The sequence below is a fragment of the Rhodococcus sp. BP-241 genome, assembly GCF_019836145.1.
Taxonomy (GTDB): domain Bacteria; phylum Actinomycetota; class Actinomycetes; order Mycobacteriales; family Mycobacteriaceae; genus Rhodococcoides.
Genome location: NZ_JABUEI010000009.1, coordinates 93,200 through 115,054, shown reverse-complemented (window position 1 = coordinate 115,054; position 21,855 = coordinate 93,200). Strand labels below are relative to the sequence as shown.

The following is a 21,855-nucleotide window of genomic DNA, read 5'->3' as shown; positions in this document are numbered from 1 at the left end:
AGATATCATGCGCTATCCTCGATTATCAAGAGCCACCGACCGATACGGCTGGAGCGCAGCAGACGGACACCTCGGCGGACCGCACCGTGGTGGACCGGGGGGCGAGTATGCACTGGACGCATATTCGACCCTTCCCGGCGCCGTCCGATCGCCCGTCGAGACGGCCACGCACCGCCGCTTCGCGGCCCGATGGAAAGGCACGTGCCCACATGGATCTGGGAATCGAAGGACGTTGGGCTGTCGTCTGCGCGTCCACTGCAGGTCTCGGATTCGCAGCGGCGGAAGCACTTGCCACCGAAGGTGTGAATGTCGTGCTGAACGGACGGGACACGGCCCGCCTCGACGCTGCCCGCGACAAGCTTCGGACAATCGCACCCGCCGTCGAGATCAGGACGGTTGGTGCGGACCTCGACGAGGTGGCGACCACGGACGCACTGCTGGAGGCGTGTGCCGAACCGGACATCGTGATCACCAACAATGCCGGCCCACGCCCGGCGACTCTCCGGGACGCCACTCCCGATGACTGGTCGAAAGGGCTGTCGGGCAATCTTTTCAATCACCTGCGTCTGATCGACCGGGTGGTCGACGGAATGCAGGAACGGCGGTTCGGGCGCATTGTCAACATCACGTCGGCAATGGTGTCGGCGCCACAGTCGCAAATGACCGTGTCGTCCGCGGTCCGCACCGCGCTCACGTCGGTGTCCAAGTCGTTGTCACATGATCTCGCACCTTTCGGCGTCACCGTCAACAACGTGCAGCCGGAACGCATCGATACCGGCCGGATGCGTCAGATCGCTCAGATGGTGGCCGACCGTCGCAATATCACGATAGAGGAGGCACGCGCCGACATCGCTTCCACCATCGCGGCGAAACGATTCGGTCGCCCCGAGGAACTCGGGGCGACCGTCGCATTCCTGTGCGGAGCACGCTCCGGGTACATCACCGGTCAGAGCATTCGCGTCGACGGCGGCACGTACCCCGGCCTCTTGTGAGCCCTGTCGACCCCGAAACGACGCTGCCACCGCCAGAGTCCACCGACCCACCAGGGGTCGAACTTCAGACCGGGGTGGTGAGCCTCGGCGTCAGCTGCCTCACGGGTCGTGTCATGCGGTCTCACGGATGTCGGCGACAGACGACGAAGGCACGACAGGCACCACCTCGCGGGCGAACCGTTCCATCGAGGCGATCAACTCGTCGACGCTGTGATAGATCGGTTTCAGATTCATCGCTGTGGCGCCGGCGGCGGCGTATTCGGTGAGCCTTGTCGCCAGGTCCTCGCTGGTCCCGAGGAGGTTCCTGTCACCCAGAGCGGGACCGAACACGTCCTTGATCATGCCGGGGAACGCTTCGATCGCCTTGGCACGTGATTCGTCCGGTCGCATGTAGACATCCACGACCACCTCGCCGGCGAAGTCGGTGTCGTACTGGTCGTGCAGCTTCTTCAATTCTTCTATCGCGCCTGCGAGCTCGACCGGCTCGAGATGCGACGGGAGCCAGCCGAAGCCGCCTTTGGCAGTTCTGCGCAGAGCCGCCGGAGAGGTACCGGCGATCAGGATCGGAATGCCTCCGGACTGCGCCGGCTTCGGAAACATCGGCACATCCGTGAAACTCACGAGTTCTCCGTCGTACGATGCAGTGCCCTCGGACCACAGAGCCTGCATCGCCGCGATGCGTTCGTCCGTCAACTTCCCGCGCTTTCGCGCGGGCACTCCGAGCGCTCGCCATTCCTTCGCGGCCAGCTTGCTGCTCACCGGGAGGAACTCGGGGTCCGTCTCGTTGCCTCCGAGCCCGACGCCGATTCCCAGCAATACTCGCCCGCCGCTCAGTTGGTCGAGAGTGGCGAGCTGTTTCGCTGCCATCAGCGTCTCCCGCGCGGGCAGCAGCATGATGCCGAACAGCAGCTCGACCTGCTTGGTCAGCGCTGCAACGTGGGCATACGTCGTCATGGGTTCGTACACGGTTCGAATGTCTTGGGTACCGCTGTCGAGATCGCTACCGCACGCCATCAAGCCCCCATCGAAGAAGATGTGGTCGTGCGTCAGGCCCAAAAACCCAACTCGTCTGCGGCCTGAGCAACGTCTCGAATGGCGTTCGGGGTACCGACACGGTTGGACTGCGGTAACGCAATAGTGTATTTCATGAGAGCTCCTGGTCAGTTCGGCAACATCGTTCGACGCGGAGGACGGATCCCGCGTGGGTCACGCGGGACCGCCACTGGTCATCGACCCAATCGCGCCCTTCCCAGGTCCTCGTCGTACATCTCGCCCTGGGAGTTGTATATGTGTGTCCACGCCGTCGACATGTCGCGCCAGATGCGCGACATTCGTTCGGCCTGACCCGTCGCGGTGGTTCCTGCACTCCTGAACAGCTTGTTCGACATGGCATCCCAGGCGAGTAGTACTGCCTCACGACCCATCACCACTGTCTCGAGGTCTTTGCGGGCGGTGAACTCGGCCACACCGGCCTGTTGATCGCGGCATGCCTGCGCGTGCTTCTCACATCCACTGCGGATCAGCGCTCGTGCCGCGTCCAGTTGCGCGGCAGCTTTGCCGGCCCACCGGAGGTAGTAGCCGTTGTCGGCGCGAGTGGTGATCGGCGGGCGTACCGTGCGCTTGGTCTCGAGCAGCTTCTCGTACTCGTCGAGCGCTCCGAGCGCCATCCCGGTCATCAGAGCTGCGACGTCGAGGGAGATGGGACCGACTGTGCGACCGCTGTAGAGCGGGTTCTCGTACAGGGCCGAGCCCGCCGTACCCTCGCTGACATTCACGTCGAGGAAGAATGTGTCCAGCAGAACATGGTCGTGCGGAATCACGGCACCGTCGAATCGCACGCCGTTGGAACCGCTTCCGCGTAGCCCCAGAGTCCAACCCCAATCGTCGAGTTGCGTCCATGCCTCGCGCGGTGCGATGAACACCGCCGGCGGACCGATCGGCTTCCCGCCGGGCTCGGCGATCGGAAACGCCTGGCCGAGGTAGTGAGTCGAGTAGACGGATCCGGACGCGAACTGGAACGTTCCCTCGACGACCCACCCGTTCTCCACTTCTCGCAGCGTTCCGGTCGGCGCCGCGACCGAGGCGGCCAGGAAGTCTGCGCTCAGGATTGCGTCCTGCGCGCTGCGCGGGAACAGGGTCGCGACCTGCACGACGTGTCGAGCCGCCAGGCAGTACCCCCACGCGGTAGAGGGGCACCCGCGAGCCAGTTCGGTGACGATATCGGTGAACGCGGCGAGATCCTTCTCAAGCCCACCATACCGACGTGGGACGAGAACCCGGTACAGGTCGGCGCCGCGCATCCTGTCCACCAGGTGTTGCGGCGTGCGAGTCAGCGCTTCCGTCTCCGCCTGCGCGGCAATGAGATCCGGCACCAGCGCAGCAGCGCGCGCGACGAGTTCCGCTGATGTGGGCTCCGATACCGAGGCCGTGCCCGTTCCCGTGATCGGACCGTCCCGTGTTGTGTCGAGAGTCATGTCTCATATCCTTTCGATACGGCGCTCGCGCCACATCGGACGAGGGTCTGCATTCCGGCCACGATCTCGGGTGTCCAGACACCACCCGTGACGTACGGGTCCTGCTCGACGAACGCTCGCGCGACCGACACGTCACCCTCGAACACGAAATATCCCCCGACGTTGTGACCGCCCTCGGGATCGTGCAGCAGACCCAGGCCGGTGACACCCTCGGCCATGTACTTCTGTACGTGCTCGACGTGGCCGGCACGCAAGGGTTCACGACTTTCCACAGTCGAGTCGGCATCGAGCAAGCACACGATGAGAAACGTGGAACTCGTCACTTGCCGGCACCGGAAGTGACGTCGAACAGACGGCGACCGGGGAAGACCTGAGGAATGACGCGGGAATCCCAGTCGTGGTTCGCTGCGTGATCACCGGCCATCCACCGATCGAGATCCGAACGCGCACTGGACAGTCGCTCCGCGTTGATCTCGTCGACGTTCGACGGGTCAACACAGATCTCGAATTGCAGTCCGTCCGGCGACATCACGTAGAGAGACTTGACGTAACCGTGATCGATGATGATGTGCTCGACCCCGGCATCCGCCATCCGTCTCTGAATGGCATCCTGGCCGGCCTGGTCGGTCTCGAGAGCGACATGCTGAAAGATGTTCGTGTGGCCGATCAAGAACTGGTCCGAATCCACCTGAAAGAATGCAAGCGCCGAGCCGTCCGGCAATGAGTAGAAGGTGTGCACGAATGCCGTTCCAGGGGTGGTCACTCCCCATTCCGGGGGCATGGCGGCGAGGTCCGGATTCTCCTCCGGCGGACCACCGGCGACAACTTCTGCCCACGTGGCGACCAACGGCAGCCCCAGCAGGTCCTCCATGAACTGGCGTGTCGCCTCCGAATCGGCAACCGGGTACGCGTGGTGGTGCAACCGGCGCAGACCCGGTTGTGCCGAAGATGTCACGAAGTCGGAGTCGGCCGATGCGGCGTGTGTGATGGTCATTGATGTGCCCCTTTCGACATGACCGAGGACGCCTGTGCACCCTCGATGTGACGATCGTCTCTCCGCTGCATCAGGCTGTAAATATCCACGAATCTTTCGCCGCTCATGCATGTAGCGCATAAGCTTGCGGGACAGTCCAGGGATCTGGTAAGTCCATCTCGCAGGGCAGGAGATGTCCACAACGACGTGGACCGATGCGGGGCAGCCATGCACGCACTCTTTCGGACGCGGTCCGAGACCGCGATCCGATGGGCGATTCACGCCACCACCGCGGTCGCCGCCGCTACCGCCAGAGGGGTGATCGGGACACTCGGGTCCGGGCAACCTGCGGGGAAAGGCGCCGAGCTGCGCCATGTCGTAGCCGTCGGGATACGAGCGCATCCGCCGAGAGTCGCTGTTGCACAGTGCGGTGACGCGTGCAGGGACGAGCCTCGATACCGAACCCCTGGCGCGCATCGCGGCGTGCACCAGTAGCTGCGACGCTCCGGACGGGTGGCTGTAGCCCAGCGCCTCACCCAGTGGGGCATCCATGAGGCAGCGGCTGACGTGTGCGACGACTCGGGAGGGCACGGTCGGGGTGACGACGCGAGCAGCGCCAAGGTTGCGTCTGCCACCCGCCGACCGCCGGGGTGGAAGGCGGAGTACTCAGCTTCGTAGTCGTCCATCTGTTGTGCGAAGGCCTCGAGCGATTCCGGCGCGTCCGCGATCCCCATTGCTCACCGCGCGAGTGGTTCGCACCAATCACGGCCTCTCCCGGACCTTGACCGGCTGGCTGAGGGAACGTTTCGCGACGAGCGAATCGGACGCAGAGGCCACGTGTCGAATATTGTTCGCGCTCGGCGCATCACAGGCGCTACTCGACGACGACCAGTTCTCCGCCCGTCCGCTGAGTGACGCGAACCTCGCCGACGCGCTCGGTGACAGCTGTGGCACACGGATGGGCGACGCCATCGTCCCATAGGAGTGCGTGGACGTCAGGGCCGAACCGTGGGCACCGAGCCGCTCATCACGGGTGAGACCGACTCGCCGTGGCGCATCCCGGTGGGGGCTGACCGGGTGCGCTGGTGTGGCCGGCCAGTCACCTCGTCGCGGCGGCTCGACACGGCCCGACAGCCCGTTCTGCCAGGTAGTGGGCCACACCCCGGTCGGCGGCGCTCACGGTGCTGGACAGGAGGCGGCTTCCTACAGCGCACGGCGGCCGCGACACGTGTGTCGCAGCCGCCGGAGCTGGTCAGAGTCGCACAGGCCCTCGTTCGTCCTCGGGTACACCGTTGTCCGGTGAAGGGTCGAGAAGGGGTGTGGGCTCCGCGGCAGACTGCGCTCCGCCGTCGGTGCCGGTCGTGTTCGACGGCAGCGGCTCGGTGCGATCCGCCTTCTCGCCTTCTCCCGCGACGGGTTCGGCCCGGAGTTGCCTGACGAGGCTGATGCAGACACCGACCATCACCAGCAGGAACGGGATGCCGAAGACGATGACGGTGGTCTGGATGGCGTCGAGCCCACCGGCGAGGAGCAGCGCGATCGCCACGGCGCCGATCATGGTGCCCCACAGGACGACGAGCCAGGTCCGCGGGTGGAGTGACCCACCCTGCGACAGCATTCCCAGGACGAGCGACGCGGAGTCCGCACCGGCGACGTAGAACAGCATGATGAGCACGACGACCACGACGGACGTGACGGCGGGAACGGGCAGCGCTTCGACGAGGGTGAAGAGCGTGTTCTCGACACCGCTCGCGAGGGAGCCGGCCATGTCGGCAGTCCCGTCGAGCTGGAACCGGATCCCGGTGCCCCCCATGATGACGAACCACACGAGGCTCATGATCGTGGGAACGATGAGCACGCACACCACGAACTCCCGGATGGTCCGACCTCGGGAGATCCGGGCCATGAACGTGCCCACGAAGGGTGCCCAGGACATCCACCACGCCCAGTAGAAGATCGTCCAGGACGAGAGCCATTCGTTGCCGCCGAAGGTGCCCGTGCGGAACGACATCGGGATGAATTGGGAGACATAGTCTCCGAAGGACTCGACGAACATGTTCATGAGGAACACCGTGGGGCCGAGGACGAACACGAACACCATGAGGGCCACGGCGAGGACCGCATTGATGTTGGCCATCCACTTGATGCCCCGCTGGGTGCCGGTGACGGCGGACAGCACGAAGAGCGCGGTCAGCACCACGATGGCGATGATGGACACGGTGGTGGAGATGGGAGCACCGAACACGCGGGCGAGGCCACTGTTGATCTGGATCGCGCCGAGGCCGAGCGAGGTGGCCGCACCGAAGGTGGTGATGAACAGACCGAAGATGTCGATCGCGCGACGAGCGGGGTGCGAGGGATCGAGAGACGGAAAGACGATGGTGCTGAGCAGATTCGGCAGACCCTTGCGGAACGTCGCGTACGCGAGCGCGAGACCGACGACACCGTAGAGTGCCCACGGCTGCAGACCCCAGTGGAAGATCGTGTACTGCATTCCCAGCCGGGCGGCCTCCGTCGACTCCGGCGCCGCCATGTCCATCGGCGGCGTCAGCAGGTGCGACAGCGGTTCGGCCACGCCCCAGAAGATGAGTCCGATGCCCATGCCGGTCGCGAACATCATGGAAATCCACGAGACCGTGCTGAACTCGGGCCGCTCGTCGTCCTTGCCGAGTCGGATGCGACCGAGGCGCGAGAGTGCGAGGAACAGCATGAAGAAGACGAAGGCGGTGGTGGCAAGGACGTAAGCCCAACCGGTGCCGTCGATGATCGCGGCGAGGATCGCGGACGCGGTCGACGCGAGGGATGCCGGTGAGATCACGCCCCATCCGACGAACGCCAGGGTGAGAAGCAGTCCTCCGATGAAGACCACCTTGTCGACGGGGAGCTTCGCGTCGTCCGGCTCGATGTCGGTTCGATCGTCGTCCGGTGCTGCGTGAACGAAGTGATCGCCGTGGTGCTCGTGTTCTCTGGTGACCATACCGAGCCTTCCATGTCTCGTATCAAACGTGATGTGCGTCATACGAAACAACTACCGGGGCCGGATGTCAACCGGATGCGCGCTTTTCGACCAGTTGGTACCTGGTCTTAACACGAAACGGGACCAATCGGGCGCTGTCGCCCCGCGCCCCGCGTTCGCCGAGGTCGCGCCCGTTGCCGTGGGCGCCGGGTGTTTGCGAACGGTTGACAACAGCGTGCGCATCGGTAATCTTCTGTTTCACGCAGTGCGTATGTTTCGTGATACGAGACGACCGCGCGGCCTCCTCCTCTCAACCCTGGTCTGGAGTCGACGTGACCCTCTCGAACATCCTGGCGCCGTCCACGGACACCGACGCCCTCATCGATCGCCGTGCCGTCGGGTACAGCCTCGAAGCGCCCTTCTACACGGATCCGCAGATCTTCGACCTCGACATGGCGGCGATCTTCGCCCGCCACTGGCTCTTCAGCGCCGCCGAGGCAGAGATTCCCGATCCGGGCGACTTCGTCACCGTGGACATCGGTGCGTACTCCGTCATCATCGTCCGTGACGACGACGAGGAGGTGCGGGCGTTTCACAACGTCTGCCGGCACCGCGGCTCGCGAATCCTCCAGCAGGCGTGTGGATCAGTGGGCAATCTGGTGTGTCCCTACCACCAGTGGACCTACCGCGTCGACGGCGAACTGGTCTACGCCGAATCACAGCCGCCGGAGTTCGACCGGTCTCGACTGGGCCTGCGTCCGGTACACGTCCGCACCCTCGCGGGCCTCATCTTCATCTGCCTCGGTGACGAACCGCCCGGCGATCTCGACGAGGTCGCAGCGGTGCTCGAACCGTACCTCTCGCCCTACGGCCTGGCCGACACCAAGGTCGCGCACCAGGTCGACCTGGTCGAGGAGGGCAACTGGAAACTCGTCATGGAGAACAATCGCGAGTGTCAGCACTGCGACACCGCGCACCCCGAACTGATCACGGCCTACTTTCCGCTGTTCGGATACTCCGAGAACGACATCACCCCTCGGCTTCGTCCGGTGTTCGAGCGCTATCGGGCGGCCCAGGACCATCTGTCGAACGCGTGCAGCGTCACCGGGTTCCCGCGTGACGAGCGCCGGGAACTGGACACCCGCATCACTGGGTTCCAGGTCTCGCACCTGCCCCTCGACGGGGGTGGTGCGTCGTTCGGCGCGGACGGCAATCCGGTGAGCCGAAAGCTTCTGGGCGACATCGAGGACGAGCGGTTCGGTGACCTCTCCATCCACATGCAACCCAACGCGTGGTTCCACATGCTCAGCGATCACGCGGTCGTCTTCCGCGTGCTGCCCGTGGCTCCCGGCAGAAGCGTCGTGCGCACGACGTGGTTGGTGCACGCCGATGCGCAGGAGGGCGTCGACTACGACGTCGACAACCTCACCGCGGTCTGGAACGCGACCAATCTTCAGGACCGTGATTTGGTCGCCGGTGCGCAGCGAGGAGTCACCGACCCCGGCTATGTTCCCGGCCCGTACTCGATGGTCGAGGGCGACGTGGAGTCCTTCGTCAACTGGTACGTCGGGCGACTGCGTACATATCTCACCCCCTGACGCCCCACTGTCACGCGCCGAAAGGTTGACCATGTCGATCGACGAACTTCTCGCACCGCCCGCCGCGCCCACCGAACCGTGTGGTGGCCTCGCGGAGCGCGGCCTGGTGCTACCGGATCACTCTCCGGACTGCTGGGAGAGAGCCGACGAGGTGGTGCTGCGCTGTCGGGCCGTGCGCGAGATCACCCACGATGTACGGTCGTTCGTGTTCGAGCCGGTCGATGGCAGTGTGTTCCGTTTCGCCGCAGGGCAGTTCGTCACTCTTCGCGCCGAGATCGACGGTGATACCGTGTATCGCTGCTACACAGTCTCGTCGCCTCCGACGCGTCCGTATCACCTCACGATCACGGTGAAACGTGTACTCGGCGGGCCGGTGTCGAACTGGCTGCACGACACCATGGAGCCGGGGCGCGAGGTGGCGGTCCTCGCACCGTTGGGCGCCTTCACCCTCGGCATGGCGAAGACGTTGCCCGACAGGTATGTCTTCCTCTCCGCCGGCAGCGGGATCACCCCGATGATGTCGATGACGCGCACGCTGTTCGACGTGGGATCCGACGCCGACATCGTGTTCGTGCACAGTGCACGCACGCCCGCGGACATCATCTTCCGGCGCGAGCTCGACGCTATGGAGTCGGCGATGCCGAACCTGCGCGTGACCCATGTGTGCGAGAACGACTATCCCTCCGACCGATGGTCGGGACTGCGGGGCCGACTGACGTCGGCGATGCTGTCCTCCCTCGTCCCCGACCTGGCGGACAGGGTCGCGTTCACCTGTGGGCCGCCGGCGTACATGTCGTCGGTACGTCGCCTGCTGGACGACCTCTCGTTCGACATGGACCGTTACTTCGAGGAGAGCTTCTCGTTCGACTCGCTCCCCGCCCCGGACCGCGAGGCTGTGCACGAGTTGGAGCAGGAGGTCGACGACACCGGCTCCGGGGACGCTGGCCCCGACGAGGTGTCGGCTCCTGCGACGTTCACCGTGAACTTCGCTACCAGCGGCCGTTCCATCACCTGCAGCGCCGACCAGAACGTCCTGGAGGCTGCCCTGGCTGCCGGGATGCGGCTGCCCTCGTCCTGCGGTGAGGGAGTCTGCGGCACCTGCAAGACGACGTTGACCGCCGGTGAGGTGGACATGCGCCACAACGGCGGTATCCGGCCGAAGGAGATCGCGCGGGGCAAGGTCCTGATCTGCTGTTCGCGCCCCCTCACGGACCTCACGATCGAGAGCTGACCGCGCCGGCCGGGTAGGAACCGGTTGTCGATCACCCCTGCTTCGGGTGACCGTTGCGCTCGGAGATCGCCGCCGCGGCGGTCAGGACGTGCTCTGTGATGCCCGGGATCGAGTCGTCGTCGAAGCGGAACGTGGGGCCCGACGCAGTCACTGCGGCGACGACATCACCGTTGAGGACCCGGATCGGCGCCGCCACGGCGGCGAGGCCGATCTCGTGTTCCTCGTGGGTCACGGAGAAACCTTGCAGGCGGATCTGGTCGAGCTCCTTCTCCAGCAGGTCGACGTCGACGATGGTGTGCGGCGTGAACCGCTCGAGATCGTCGACGAGGAGTGCCCTCCGCTCGTCCTCCGGCAGGAATGCGAGGAACACCTTGCCCGCCGAGGTCGCGTGCAGCGGGGTGCGCTGACCGACCCAGTTGATGGTGGTGACAGCAGCGGATCCGATCACCTGGTCGATACTGACCACCGAATTCTCGTCGCGCACAGCGACATTGACCGTCTCGCCCACCTCCACGGCGAGATCCTGGCAGATGGGCCGGCTCACCACCGAAAGATCGTGCCCTCGGGCCGCTCCGGTGGCCAGCTGAACCACCCCGTACCCGAGTTGGTACTTTCCTCGGCTGGTCGCCTGCTCGACCAGCCCGCGTGCTTCCAGCGTGGCCAACAGCCTGAATGCGGTCGACTTGTGCAGGGACAGATCAGCGGCGATCTCGGTGACCGATCGGGCGCCGTGCCGACCGAGTATCTGCAGGATCGACACTGCTCGGTCGACCGACTGAACCGAGCTATCGGTGGACCGGGTGGCGTTCTCCATCATTCCACGATAACAAGTGGACGAGTCGCGTCAGGGCGCCGTCCTGCGCGGCTCACGCAGGATCACCGCATTTCACCGGCGCCGGCATACGGATTCAGGCTGAGCAGCGGGTCGTTCTCGGCGAAACGGGAGTAGCGGAAGTCGCGGGGGTCGACGTTCGGCAGCGAGGTGGTCCCGTCGGTGACCAGATCGGCGACCAGCGCGCCCACGGCGGGAGACATCTTGTAGCCATGTCCGGAGAAGCCGGTCGCGAGGAACAGTCCGTCCACGGGCGACGGACCGATGATGGGGTTGTAATCGGGAGTCACGTCGTACGCCCCGACGTAGGAACTGGTGATCCGCGGGTCCGGCATGTCGGGCAGGCGATGCCCCATCTTGTCGACGATCTTGTCGATGGTCGAGCTGTCGGCCCGGTTGACGTACTTGTCGGGATCAATGTATTCCGGCGCCTGGTGGTCGGAATTGCCCACGAGGAGTTCACCGTTGGGTTCCCGACAGATATAGGACAGTCCGGCGAGGTCCGAGAGCACGGGAACGACCGGCGTCGGAGCGCCCTGATCGACCATCACCAGCTGTGCCCGCTGGGCTCGAACGTCGAGCGGGAAACCCAGTGGTTCGGCCAGAGCGGGGGCCCACGGGCCGGTCGCGAGGATGACGGTCTGGGCGTGGATCTCGCCTCCGTCCGCCATGCGCACACCGTGTGCCCGTCCGGAGGCGTCGGTCAGGATCTCCGCCACGGGTGAGGACTGCCGGATCTTGACCCCCAGCCTGCGCGCAGCGGCCCCGAACGCCATGCCTGCCATGTAGGCCTCCCCGCGCCCACCACGTGGCTCGTAGGCGAACGCCGCGAAGTCGTCGAGGTGGAGCCCGGGCCACAGCTCACCCATGGCATCGTGGTCGATGAGCTCGACATCCACGCCGATGCTCTGCATCATCGCGACGTTCTTCCGAAGTGGTTCCACGTTGTCGGCGCCGACGCCGACGACGTACCCGCACTGCTGGAACGCCATGTCGTCACCGAACAGCTCGGTCGCGCGTTCGAAGGTCTGTACCCCGTACCACGACATCGCGGCGAGTGACGGATTGCCGTAGTGGGCTCTGACGACCCCACTCGATTTCCCGGTCATGCCCGAGCACACCGTGTTCCGCTCGACGACGAGAACGTCGGTCTCTCCTCGATCGGCGAGCGACCAGGCGATGGCGAGGCCTTCGAGGCCTCCGCCGATGATGAGGTAGGTAGTGGTCTCGGCCATCTTGGTCTCCTGCGGAGTCGATGCGCTCACGGGTCGTGAGCGGGGTGGGAAGGGGGATCGGATCAGCGGACGAGCAGGTCGGCGAGGACGTCCGCGAGAGCGACCGCCCCCGTCTCGGCGTCGGCGCCCTCCACGTGCTCCTCGGGAGCGTGGGAGATGCCGGTGGGATTGCGTACGAACAACATCGACGTCGGCAGGTGCTCACCGAGCACACCGGCGTCGTGACCGGCCCCGGTGTCGAGCACAGGGGCGTCGGGCAGGACGCGCCGGAGTCGGTCGCGAAGATCGACGTCGAAGGCAACCGTGGGGCTCACCGACGCCTCGGTCAGTGTCACGCGACAGTCCTCGTCCGCGGCCGCGATCCGCGCCGCGTCCATGATCGACGCGACCAGGGTGGCGACGACCTCGTCGGACGGATGACGGACGTCGAGCCACACGTCGACGCGGGAGGCGATGACGTTGGTGCCGCCGGGTACGGCATCGAGTCTGCCGACGGTGGCACGGGCACCGGTGGTGCGCCGGGCGAGAGCCCGGACACTCGAGACCGTCGACGCGGCCGCGACCATCGGATCCGATCGGTCGTGCATGAGCGTGGTGCCGGCATGATTGCCCTGTCCGCGAAAGGACAGCATCCATCGCCCGTGCCCGATGATCGAATTGCCGATGGCGATCGGCCGTTCGAGGTCGATCAGGCCCCGCCCCTGCTCCACGTGCAGTTCGACGAAGGACCCCACGCTCGCGAGGCGGGTCGGATCGGGTCCGATGTGGTGGGGATCGAGACCGTTGCGTGAGGCCAGTTCCGCGAAGGTGACACCGTCCGAATCGGTGAGGCCGCGGACCCGATCAGGATCGACATCACCTGTCAGCAGCTGAGATCCGAGACATGCCAATCCGTATCGGGAGCCCTCCTCCTCGGGAAAGACGGCGATCGAGAGGGGACGGTGCGGCGCGACGCCGCGCGAAACGAGGTGGTCGACGGCGACGAGCGCGGTGGCCACTCCCAGAGGGCCGTCGTAGGCTCCCCCGCCGGGAACCGAGTCGAGGTGGCTGCCGGTGACCACCGCGTCGCGAATCGGCAATCGACCCGGGTTCCACCACGCCCACACGATGCCGTTCCGGTCCGTCTCCACATCGAGGGAACGTCGCTCCGCCTGCTCGACGAACCACGCGCGCAGGTCGTGGTCAGCGGCCGAATGGATGGGACGGGTGAACCCGCCTCGCACCGGGTCGGCCCCGACGTCGGAGATGTCGGCGATCAGTCCTGCGACCGTCGACTCGGTGGTGGCGGTCATGGGATGGTCCTCTCCCTCTGTCGGTCAGTACGGTTCGTCGGTGCCCGAGTGATACGGATGCGGCCGAGGGCGGCCCGGTCCGCAGTCACGGTGATCGGCTCGTCTCCGAGTACGACGGTGTCGCCCCTGGTGCAGACGGCCCCGTCGGGCAGTCGGAGACGCCCGGTCAACAGCACGAGTGCGGTCAGCCGCGTCGGGCGGAGAACCGTGCGGCCGTGCATGCGGTGGTGGTCGAGCGATCCGGAGGCACGCTCGCGGAGCGTCATCAGGTTGAGCGCCCGGCTACCGTTGCCGGTGGTTCTGCCCCGTGCGGCGGCGTCGCCGCGGAAGCGGAGGACGTCGGCATGACGGAGCACGTGTCGTGTTCCGTCCACCAGAAGACCGACCGGGTTCTCCCCCAAGGCCATCAGCTGCCGATCATGGTCGGGAAAGACGGAGAAGTCGGCGTCCTCGTCCAGGACTGCGATGCTCAGGGTCCAGGAGGCGTCGGCGGCGGTCCACAGCCTGGTGGTGGTGCCTGCGCCGTTCGACCACGGTGTGGTGTGCAGAGCCGACGCCCGAACCAGGCTGTAGGACAAAGCCGTCAGACGCCCATGTACGGATAGGTCCATGTCGTCGCCGGTGCAAAGTTTTCCTTGACGAACCGGGCGTTGACCCAACGCTGCAGAGCGAGAGCGGATCCGGTCTTGTCGTTCGTTCCCGATCCTCGGCCGCCACCGAATTGCTGCTGCCCGATGGACGCCCCGGTGGGCTTGTCGTTCACATAGGTCATGCCCGCGGCCTCCCGTAGCGTGTCGAGTGCGGTGACGATCGCGGCGCGATCGGTGGCGAAGATCGAGCAGGTCAACGCATAGTCGCTGGTTCCGTCCACGAGGTCGAGCGTCTGTTCCCACCGGTCGTCGTCGTAGACGTGCACGGCCAGCAGAGGCCCGAAGAACTCCTCCTCCATGACGAAGGAACGCGGATCCTCGGTGACCACCACGGTCGGATCGACGAACCACCCCACCTCGCGATCGGTGGTGCCGCCCACGAGAATTCGGTGGCCGGGGGTGCCGACCACGCGATCGAACGCGGTTTGCAGGCGCTGCTGGGCTGTCTCGTCGATGACGGCACCGACGAAAGTTCCGTGTTCGACGATGTCTCCGACGGGCAGGGAGCCGACCGTGTCGGCCAACTTCGATTCCATCGTGTCCCAGATGCTGCGGGGGATGTAGGCGCGCGAAGCAGCCGAGCACTTCTGCCCCTGATACTCGAAAGCTCCACGGACGAGCGCGCTGTGGACGGCGTCGACGTCCGCAGACGGGTGCACGACGATGGCGTTCTTCCCGCCGGTTTCGCCGACGATGCGGGGATAGCTTCGATAGTTCTCGATGTTGTCGCCGACCCGCTTCCAGATACGACGGAACACCGAGGTGGACCCTGTGAAGGACAGCCCGGCGAAATCACGGTGAGCCGCGACCCGTTCGGTGACGTGCTCGCCCGAGCCGTGCACCAGATTGATGACACCCGGGGGGAAGCCGGCCTCCTCGAACACCCGCATCACGACGTCGCTCGACAACGCGGATTTCTCGGACGGCTTCCACACGACCACGTTGCCCATCAGCGCCGGAGCGGCGGGGAGGTTCCCGGCGATGGCGGTGAAGTTGAACGGCGTGACAGCGAGAACGAAACCCTCGAGGCCCTTGTGGTCCACGTAGTTGACCTGGCCGGCCGGTGACACGGGCGGCTGCACCGCGTAGATCTCCTCCGCGAGGTGTGCGTTGTAGCGGAAGAAGTCGACGAGTTCGTTGATGTCGATCTCGGCCTGGTGGTACGTCTTCGACTGGCACAGCATGGTGGTGGCCAGCAGTTCGTCGCGGTACCTGCCCGCCGCCAACTCCGCTGCCCTCAACAGAACGGCGGCACGCTCGAACCACGGCGTGGTCGACCAGCCGGCGCGCGCGGTAAGAGCGGCGTCGATGGCCTCGTCCACGATCGCGTCGGTGGCGGTCGGGATCCTGGCGAGGACGTGACCGTGATCGTGCGGTGCCACGACATCGGTGGTCTCGGTCGCTTCGGGTCGCCGGCCGCCGACGACATGGGTGAGCGTGCGAATGTCACCTGCAACGCGATCGAGCTCTTTGCGGAGACGCAGTGCATCGTCCGATCCCGGAGCGAAGTCACGAGCCGGCTCGTTCGCGGGCGCGGGAAGGTGGACGAGTCCGGTCATGGTGGTGCGAGGGCTGGTCATCGGGAACGGTCCTTCGATCGAAGCGGGTGCGGGGGACGTGGCGTCTCGGCGGCGATCGACGTCATCCGGAGACGAGAGAGCGGAGGAATAGCAGAAGATTGGCCGGCCGCTCGGCCATGCGTCGCATGAGGTACGGGTACCACTGCGTGCCGTAGGGCAGATAGACGCGCACCCGGTATCCGTCGGACACCAGGTCCCGCTGCAGATCTCGACGTACTCCGTACAGCATCTGGAACTCGAAGAGCCGCTTGTCGACACCCAGTTCGGCAGCGAGGCGCTTGACGGTGTCGATGCAGTCGTCGTCGTGGGTGCCGAACGCCGGGTCGGGCAGATTGCGCAGTGCCCACTCCGCGAGATGGTTGTACTGCGCCGTGACCTCGGCGGGATCCGAGATGCACGTCTGGAGGTCTTCCGCGTAGGCCCCCTTCACCAGACGGATCCGCGGCTTCACGGTGGTGAAACTCCGCAGATCGAGCGGTGTGGTGCGCATTGCCGCCTGAATCGCGACGCGGGTGTCCGGGTGGTCGGCAAGGAAGGAGCGGTACGCCTCCAGGGTGTCCCGTCCGACAGAACTGTGCTCCATGTCGACCTCGACGAGGACATCGGTGTCGTGGCCGGCGGCCAGCAGATCACCCAGGTTCGTGCGAGCCGCGTCGGTCGAGACGCCGATGCCGAGCTGCGAGAGCTTCACCGACACAGTCGATCCCGGGATCTCGGCGGCGATCGCGTGCAGCACCTCGATGTATTCCTTGGTCGCGGTCGTGGAGTCCTCGAGGTTGTCGACCTGCTCGCCGAGCAGGTCGAGGCTGACGTCGATGCCCTGCGCCCGCAGCTTCGTCGCCGCGGCGATCGCGTCGTCCAGCGTCGTACCGCCCACGTACCGCTCGACGAGTCCGCGACTCAGCCTGTTGGCAGTGACGGTCTTCTCGAGCTTCTTGTTGTTCGCCGCGGCAAGCAACATTCGATTGATGATCATGGCGACCTCGCGGAGGGTTGTGCGATCGGAGAACCGCAACAGCGGACAAAGTGGCAAACCACGGGCAGCTGCCACCAGACGTCTCGTATGGTGAAACTACTGCACTACGTGAGACGAAAGGCTACCTGCGGAACGGAAGATGTCAACAGGTGCTAGGCATGCTCTTCCCGCTTCGCTGCGGCGTTGGACATGATCGGTCGAGCCTCTGGTGGCACTGACGCGCCGAACGCCACGAGGATCCAGTCGCGTCCGCCGCGTGGGGTGCCTACCGACGCGGCTCATGCTCAGCGGAGCATGATCGTGAGAGATGGGAGGTCGCACCCAGCGGTGGGCCGAATCGACTTCCGACGTTCACCGCGCCGCCAACGGCGGCATGGGCGTGTCGGGCACTCTGCACTCGCCGCAGTCCGTCGGCCCTTCGATCCCTCTCCGGTAGTGACCCGATGTCCTACATCCTCTTCGACACCCGCTCCCCTACCTCGGTGAGCACACCGCCGCGTACTGAACTCAGCTGCTGGTGATCAACCCGGTCTGACCGGAATCGTTCATCACGGCGGACCGGTCGTATTCCGGCAGCCATGACCATTCGTACATCGGTGCTCGGTACCAATAACAGACATTCCTGCCACGACCAGTCGACCATAGGAGCTCCCATGATCATCCATCTCGCAAGCTTCGTCGACTTCCTCGGCGCACTTTCCAACATCTGCGGCGGCGCTGGCGAAGGCCTAGACGGACTCAGCTTCTTCAGCTGACCCGCCCAGCGGACACGCGCCACGCCGCAGCGGGCGCTAGCGGGTCCTCGACTCGCCGCACCCTGCACGACCGCTCACGATTCTGAGCGGGTCGTGCGCTGCTGTGTACAGGTGCTCTGTGTGCAGCTGCCGAGCGAAGCGCTTCTCGTGCGTTGCGCTCGACGAACAGCGGGACGAAGTCCCGCACCGAACGGCCCTCGAAACGGGCGTACTCCGAGCGACGACCTGTTCGACGTCCCGCCGACTCACGCCGGGCAGGACTGCGGCGAGCCGAATCTGCACCGCCACGAGGTGCTCCGACTCAATGGTGATGTCATGTGTTCAGCGTCCACCCATGCCAGGACGCAGTGAATGTTTTGGCGTTTGTTCGCAGAGGGAACGACATCCCGTCGAGGGCGTTGACGAACCCACCTACCGGCGCGTTCAGTGGAACGCATGCCGATCGAGACAGTGCTCGCGTTCTGCGGCGTCGCTCTTCTGCGTACGTGACGCCAGGACCCGGCTGGTTCGTGGTGATGCCCGCCGCGGTGACCTCTCGACGGACCGGGTGGGTCGCGGCGTGTGGGGTGCGGTGCGGGTTGCTGGTGCACATGAGCGCCGCTGCCGCCGGGGTGGCTGCCGTGATCCTGGCCAGCGCGACCGCCTTCTCGATCCTGAAGTGGATTAGTGTCGCATACCTGGTGTATCTCGGTCGGGAGAAGGCCGAACGGTCCGACCTGTGCACCGCCGAGGCGGCTCCGATCGGTGGTCCGCCCCAGGCCAGCATGAGTGCGGTGGTGGTGACTCTCGGTCGAAGGAGCCGTCGTTCGACATGGCCGCGCCCTGCAGGTTTCCGGAGTGACGAGCTGACGGGCGGTGATGCTGTTGATGCAGCAGCCTGGAACGCGACCAGCACCCCACGCCCGCGGCGAGGTGCTGAGCATCCGGACGGTGATCGCACCTGCCTGGACCAGGAGCCCTGCGATCGCGATTGGTTTCGGCGGTGACCCGCCGGACAGCCGGGGCACGAGCGCCGTCGAGATCAGTGTGCGCCCGTCCCGACGGCGGTGAAGTAGAAGCCGAGCTGCTCGCCTTCCTCTACGGCGCCCCGTATCGCTGCACGCGGCGACGACGAGCAGTCCGTCACGATCCCGCCTGCGACACTGTTGCCGTTGCCGATCAGCGTGAGCAGCGATGAAGCCGTCCGAGTTCGTCGTCATCGACCTTCACGAAGGGCAACTGACGCACTCTGTGTGACGTCCAGATCGAGCAACGTTCATGTCGTGGCTCCGACACGATGCAACCGTGCCGGGGAACCAGCTGTACTACAAATCCTGCGTGGTCGAGAGCTCGTGCGGTCGACATTCTCACAGGCGCTCGATCAAGGTCGCATTGGCCAGACCGCCACCCTCGCACATCGTCTGGAGCCCGTACCGGCCACCTGTGTCCTCCAGGTAGTGCAGAAGCGTCGACAGAAGACGGGTTCCGGATCCTCCGAGCGGGTGACCCAGAGCGATCGCACCGCCCCGAGGGTTCAGTTTGTTCGGGTCGGCGCCGAATTCGTGGGCCCAGGCGAGGGGCACGGACGCAAACGCTTCGTTCACCTCGTAAGCGTCGATGTCGTCGATGCAGATACCGCTCTTGTCGAGTATCTTTCGCGTCGCGGGAATGGGTGCTGTAAGCATGATCTCGGGGTCGGACCCCGCTACAGCGAAGCAGCAGAACCGGGCGCGGGGACTCAATCCGAGCTGGCGCGCCCTCTCCTCGCTCATGATCAGTGCCGCTGATGCGCCGTCGGTGAGCGGGGACGAATTGCCGGGGGTGATGGCCCACCTTATCTCCGGGTACTGCACCGCCATGCGCTCGGTGCGAAAGGCAGGGCGCATCATGGACAGGGCTCCGGTGGTGGTGTCGGGTCGCACCGTTTCGTCCACAGCGTGCTCTGAGCCGTCCGGCAAGGTGAGCGGCATGATCTCGCGCGCGAATGCAGCCGCGGATGCGGTTGCACGGCGGTGAGACTCGGTAGCGAACCCGTCCAGTCGATCGCGATCGAGCTGCCACCGGGCGGCAATGAGCTCGGCGGCGACTCCCTGATTGGGAAGATGCGGAAACCTGTCGGCAAGAGGGACCAGCGGGTCGATGCCGCCGAAGGGCGAGCCCATCGGGACGCGGCTCATCGACTCGACACCACAGGCGATGACGATGTCGTACGCGCCGGCGATCACCCCCTGTGCAGCGAAATGCGCAGCCTGCTGCGAGGAGCCGCACTGTCGATCCACGGTGGTGGCGGGTACCGACACCGGGAATCCCGCTGCGAGAGCGGCAGTACGAGCGATGTTGAACGATTGCTCGCCGAACTGGCCTACACAGCCGGCGATCACGTCGTCGACGAGAGCCGCGTCCAGGTCGTTGCGCTCGACCAAGTTGCGTAGGACGGAAGCAAGTAGGTCGGCGGGGTGGATTCTGGACAGCGCTCCACCCGGCTTCCCCTTTCCGGATGCCGTGCGGGCGATGTCGACTATGACTGCGGTAGGCATGACTCTCCTGATGGTGAGGACTCGAGTGTTCGGTGCAGCTCGACGACACTCAGTTCGATGCCGGGAAATACCGAATGAGCATGTCGGCGACACACGCCGGCTTGTCGAGACCGTCGATCTCGACGACGTTGTGCCACAGTGCATCCACAGCGTCAGTGTTCTGGTTCTGCCGGACCTCGGCGAGGTCGACGACCACCCTGATACGGGAGTCGACTTCGACGGCCTGCGGGAAGCGGACTTTCTCGAAACCGTAGGCGAGCGCGAGCCGCAGCCCGTCGACGACGAAAATTTCCTGCTGCTTTCCGCCGACCACCGCCAGACAGAGGCCACCGTGCGCGATGGTGCCGCGAAAGGTCGTGTCCGCAGCGCGCACAGGATCGACGTGAATCCAGTTGTGATCGAAACTGATGTCGGCGTAGGCATCGATGGCTGCCTGGTCGATCGTCACCCAGTCGCTCTCACCGAGGCGGTGTCCGACCAGCGCTGTCAGAGCCTTTACCCCGTCGATGTGTCGCATCGGTGTGCCTTTCAGAATCGTGAGCGGGAATTCACTGGAACGGTGGGCCCCATCGGAGCCCTGTCCAGCCATTTGCCGAAACGTTCACTGTGCGGCGCCAGGAGTGCAGCAAGCCGCTGACGTGCCCGAGTCACCCGGCCGCGCCCTTCCATGTGCACGAGGGCAGCCGAGGCTGCATCGCGGTTGAGGAGGCCGGCCGCCCGCCGCTCCGTCGCCGCACGCGCGATGATGTCCGCTGCCGCAGCGGGACGTTCTGCGGCGAGTGCCTCGGCGACAGCGTCGACCTCGAACACTGCATCGGGGATGCCGGAATTGAGCCCGCGACCACCGCCGAACGGGGGAAACAGATGTGCCGCTTCGCCGGCGAGGAGAACCCGTGCATGTGGGTCGGTGTAGCTGGTGGCTACCGAATGATTGAACCGGTAGACCGACGACCACGCCCGACGCTCGGCATAGCCGGGACCCGCTACCGCGGTGATCCACGCGCTCAGACCCGGTTCGGAAGCGAAGTGCTCGACGTCGTCGCCCGGATTGCATTCGAGGTCCAGACGCCAGCCACCGCCGAACGGCACCATCAGAACGTTGCGCCCGCCGACCGCTGGATGACGGTAATGGAACGAGCGGGTCAGTGACATCGGATTCTCGGGTGCGTCCTCGACGTCGACGATGATGAAGCTCGACTCCGAGCGACCACCGTCCATGCCGATGCCGAGGCACCGCCTCACACTCGACCGCGCGCCATCCGCGGCGACCACGTACTCGGCTCGAATCGTGGATGCGTCTTCCAACGTCAGTGTTGCGCCGTCAGCGTCGGTCGCGACCTGAGCCACCCCGTTCGCCCACCGAAACTCGACCGCCTCGGCGTGACAACGGTCCAACAGAACCGCCTCCTGATCCCTCTGCGACAGGCTGATTCCGAACTGGCCGCGAGGGGCGGGAGGAAAGCGGTGGTGGTAGACCTCTCGACCGGCATACGTCGTGCGCAGGTCGAGCCAGGCGCGGCTGCGATCGACGAGGGGCTCGGTGACACCGGGTGCGATGCGTTCGAGGAGATCCAGGGATTCGCGGAAGACGAATGTGGCGCGACTACCGGGGCGAGTGCGATCTTCCGGCTCGGCCTCGACCACGACGACCGGTAGGCCCCGATGGCGCGCCGCAAGGGCGGCCACCAGTCCCACCGGCCCTGCACCCACGATGACGAGCGGTGGGGCATCGGGATGGGGCTGAGCTGCGATGTCGTGCATTCATCGAGCATGCGGCAAACGCTGCCGTCACTCT

General features: G+C 65.5%; 19 protein-coding genes. 4 read left to right on the top strand and 15 right to left on the bottom strand.

Going from position 1 to position 21,855, the window contains the following annotated elements:
• Positions 1-89 precede the first annotated feature (89 nt).
• A complete protein-coding gene (locus HQ308_RS17535; RefSeq protein ID WP_308115809.1) occupies positions 90-992 on the top strand; it encodes an SDR family oxidoreductase in 903 nt (300 codons plus the stop codon).
• A gap of 111 nt (positions 993-1,103) precedes the next feature.
• On the opposite strand, the gene HQ308_RS17530 is transcribed toward HQ308_RS17535, so the two are convergent.
• The 5 genes from HQ308_RS17530 to HQ308_RS17510 form a co-directional block, all read right to left on the bottom strand.
• Positions 1,104-2,048 (bottom strand): LLM class flavin-dependent oxidoreductase, encoded by a 945-nt coding sequence (locus HQ308_RS17530; RefSeq protein WP_222647353.1) that lies wholly within the window; start codon positions 2,046-2,048, stop codon positions 1,104-1,106.
• Positions 2,049-2,218: 170 nt separating this feature from the next.
• The gene (locus tag HQ308_RS17525; protein WP_222647352.1) at positions 2,219-3,466 is read right to left on the bottom strand and encodes an acyl-CoA dehydrogenase family protein; all 1,248 of its coding nucleotides are present in this window, start codon (positions 3,464-3,466) and stop codon (positions 2,219-2,221) included.
• Positions 3,463-3,765, bottom strand: a complete 303-nt coding sequence (locus tag HQ308_RS17520) for a YciI family protein (RefSeq protein ID WP_374198543.1) — start codon at positions 3,763-3,765, stop codon at positions 3,463-3,465. Before HQ308_RS17520 ends, HQ308_RS17525 begins: the two co-directional genes overlap by 4 nt.
• Positions 3,766-3,785: 20 nt before the next feature.
• A complete protein-coding gene (locus HQ308_RS17515; protein WP_222647350.1) occupies positions 3,786-4,841 on the bottom strand; it encodes a VOC family protein in 1,056 nt (351 codons plus the stop codon).
• An 850-nt stretch (positions 4,842-5,691) separates the two neighbouring features.
• Positions 5,692-7,416: a BCCT family transporter gene (locus tag HQ308_RS17510; RefSeq protein ID WP_222647349.1), complete on the bottom strand. Its 1,725-nt coding sequence runs from the start codon at positions 7,414-7,416 to the stop codon at positions 5,692-5,694.
• Positions 7,417-7,727: 311 nt separating this feature from the next.
• On the opposite strand from HQ308_RS17510, the gene HQ308_RS17505 reads away from it, so the two are divergent.
• Positions 7,728-8,993 (top strand): aromatic ring-hydroxylating dioxygenase subunit alpha, encoded by a 1,266-nt coding sequence (locus HQ308_RS17505; protein ID WP_308115808.1) that lies wholly within the window; start codon positions 7,728-7,730, stop codon positions 8,991-8,993.
• A 31-nt stretch (positions 8,994-9,024) separates the two neighbouring features.
• Positions 9,025-10,224, top strand: coding sequence for a hybrid-cluster NAD(P)-dependent oxidoreductase (locus HQ308_RS17500; protein WP_222628389.1), 1,200 nt, complete (start codon positions 9,025-9,027; stop codon positions 10,222-10,224).
• 31 nt (positions 10,225-10,255) lie between these two features.
• On the opposite strand, the gene HQ308_RS17495 is transcribed toward HQ308_RS17500, so the two are convergent.
• The 7 genes from HQ308_RS17495 to HQ308_RS23100 form a co-directional block, all read right to left on the bottom strand.
• Complete coding sequence (locus tag HQ308_RS17495) at positions 10,256-11,038, bottom strand: IclR family transcriptional regulator (protein WP_222647348.1); 783 nt, start codon at positions 11,036-11,038, stop codon at positions 10,256-10,258.
• A gap of 62 nt (positions 11,039-11,100) precedes the next feature.
• On the bottom strand, positions 11,101-12,291 hold the full coding sequence (locus HQ308_RS17490; protein ID WP_222628405.1) for an FAD-binding oxidoreductase: 1,191 nt from the start codon (positions 12,289-12,291) through the stop codon (positions 11,101-11,103).
• Between the two features lie 62 nt (positions 12,292-12,353).
• Complete coding sequence (locus tag HQ308_RS17485) at positions 12,354-13,583, bottom strand: allantoate amidohydrolase (RefSeq protein ID WP_222647347.1); 1,230 nt, start codon at positions 13,581-13,583, stop codon at positions 12,354-12,356.
• The gene (locus HQ308_RS17480) at positions 13,580-14,194 is read right to left on the bottom strand and encodes a HutD family protein (protein WP_222647346.1); all 615 of its coding nucleotides are present in this window, start codon (positions 14,192-14,194) and stop codon (positions 13,580-13,582) included. Before HQ308_RS17480 ends, HQ308_RS17485 begins: the two co-directional genes overlap by 4 nt.
• Complete coding sequence (pruA, locus tag HQ308_RS17475; protein WP_261776260.1) at positions 14,167-15,813, bottom strand: L-glutamate gamma-semialdehyde dehydrogenase; 1,647 nt, start codon at positions 15,811-15,813, stop codon at positions 14,167-14,169. Before pruA ends, HQ308_RS17480 begins: the two co-directional genes overlap by 28 nt.
• Before the next feature lie 61 nt (positions 15,814-15,874).
• On the bottom strand, positions 15,875-16,789 hold the full coding sequence (locus tag HQ308_RS17470; RefSeq protein ID WP_222628425.1) for a proline dehydrogenase family protein: 915 nt from the start codon (positions 16,787-16,789) through the stop codon (positions 15,875-15,877).
• 747 nt (positions 16,790-17,536) lie between these two features.
• On the bottom strand, positions 17,537-17,731 hold the full coding sequence (locus HQ308_RS23100) for a hypothetical protein (protein WP_374198540.1): 195 nt from the start codon (positions 17,729-17,731) through the stop codon (positions 17,537-17,539).
• Positions 17,732-18,029: 298 nt separating this feature from the next.
• On the opposite strand from HQ308_RS23100, the gene HQ308_RS17465 reads away from it, so the two are divergent.
• Complete coding sequence (locus HQ308_RS17465) at positions 18,030-18,530, top strand: LysE family transporter (RefSeq protein WP_222647345.1); 501 nt, start codon at positions 18,030-18,032, stop codon at positions 18,528-18,530.
• Positions 18,531-18,890: 360 nt separating this feature from the next.
• On the opposite strand, the gene HQ308_RS17460 is transcribed toward HQ308_RS17465, so the two are convergent.
• Genes HQ308_RS17460 through HQ308_RS17450 form a run of 3 tightly spaced genes read right to left on the bottom strand, consistent with a single transcriptional unit; the run spans position 18,891 to position 21,821 of the window.
• Complete coding sequence (locus HQ308_RS17460) at positions 18,891-20,060, bottom strand: thiolase family protein (protein ID WP_222647344.1); 1,170 nt, start codon at positions 20,058-20,060, stop codon at positions 18,891-18,893.
• 49 nt (positions 20,061-20,109) lie between these two features.
• Positions 20,110-20,577, bottom strand: coding sequence for a MaoC family dehydratase (locus HQ308_RS17455; RefSeq protein WP_222633456.1), 468 nt, complete (start codon positions 20,575-20,577; stop codon positions 20,110-20,112).
• An 11-nt stretch (positions 20,578-20,588) separates the two neighbouring features.
• Entirely contained in the window at positions 20,589-21,821 is a 1,233-nt protein-coding gene (locus HQ308_RS17450; protein WP_222633457.1) for an FAD-dependent monooxygenase, read from the bottom strand.
• Between the last annotated feature and the right edge of the window lie 34 nt (positions 21,822-21,855).

What these genes read in the sequence shown, in the direction of transcription:
- HQ308_RS17455 (WP_222633456.1), bottom strand. Translation starts at nt 20,577, where the DNA reads ATGCGACACATCGACGGGGTAAAGGCTCTGACAGCGCTGGTCGGACAC.
- HQ308_RS17485 (WP_222647347.1), bottom strand. Translation starts at nt 13,583, where the DNA reads ATGACCGCCACCACCGAGTCGACGGTCGCAGGACTGATCGCCGACATC.
- HQ308_RS17495 (WP_222647348.1), bottom strand. Translation starts at nt 11,038, where the DNA reads ATGGAGAACGCCACCCGGTCCACCGATAGCTCGGTTCAGTCGGTCGAC.
- HQ308_RS17525 (WP_222647352.1), bottom strand. Translation starts at nt 3,466, where the DNA reads ATGACTCTCGACACAACACGGGACGGTCCGATCACGGGAACGGGCACG.
- HQ308_RS17450 (WP_222633457.1), bottom strand. Translation starts at nt 21,821, where the DNA reads ATGCACGACATCGCAGCTCAGCCCCATCCCGATGCCCCACCGCTCGTC.
- HQ308_RS17500 (WP_222628389.1), top strand. Translation starts at nt 9,025, where the DNA reads ATGTCGATCGACGAACTTCTCGCACCGCCCGCCGCGCCCACCGAACCG.
- HQ308_RS17490 (WP_222628405.1), bottom strand. Translation starts at nt 12,291, where the DNA reads ATGGCCGAGACCACTACCTACCTCATCATCGGCGGAGGCCTCGAAGGC.
- HQ308_RS17515 (WP_222647350.1), bottom strand. Translation starts at nt 4,841, where the DNA reads ATGCGCTCGTATCCCGACGGCTACGACATGGCGCAGCTCGGCGCCTTT.
- HQ308_RS17480 (WP_222647346.1), bottom strand. Translation starts at nt 14,194, where the DNA reads ATGGACCTATCCGTACATGGGCGTCTGACGGCTTTGTCCTACAGCCTG.
- pruA (WP_261776260.1), bottom strand. Translation starts at nt 15,813, where the DNA reads ATGACCAGCCCTCGCACCACCATGACCGGACTCGTCCACCTTCCCGCG.
- HQ308_RS17470 (WP_222628425.1), bottom strand. Translation starts at nt 16,789, where the DNA reads ATGATCATCAATCGAATGTTGCTTGCCGCGGCGAACAACAAGAAGCTC.
- HQ308_RS17460 (WP_222647344.1), bottom strand. Translation starts at nt 20,060, where the DNA reads ATGCCTACCGCAGTCATAGTCGACATCGCCCGCACGGCATCCGGAAAG.
- HQ308_RS17510 (WP_222647349.1), bottom strand. Translation starts at nt 7,416, where the DNA reads ATGGTCACCAGAGAACACGAGCACCACGGCGATCACTTCGTTCACGCA.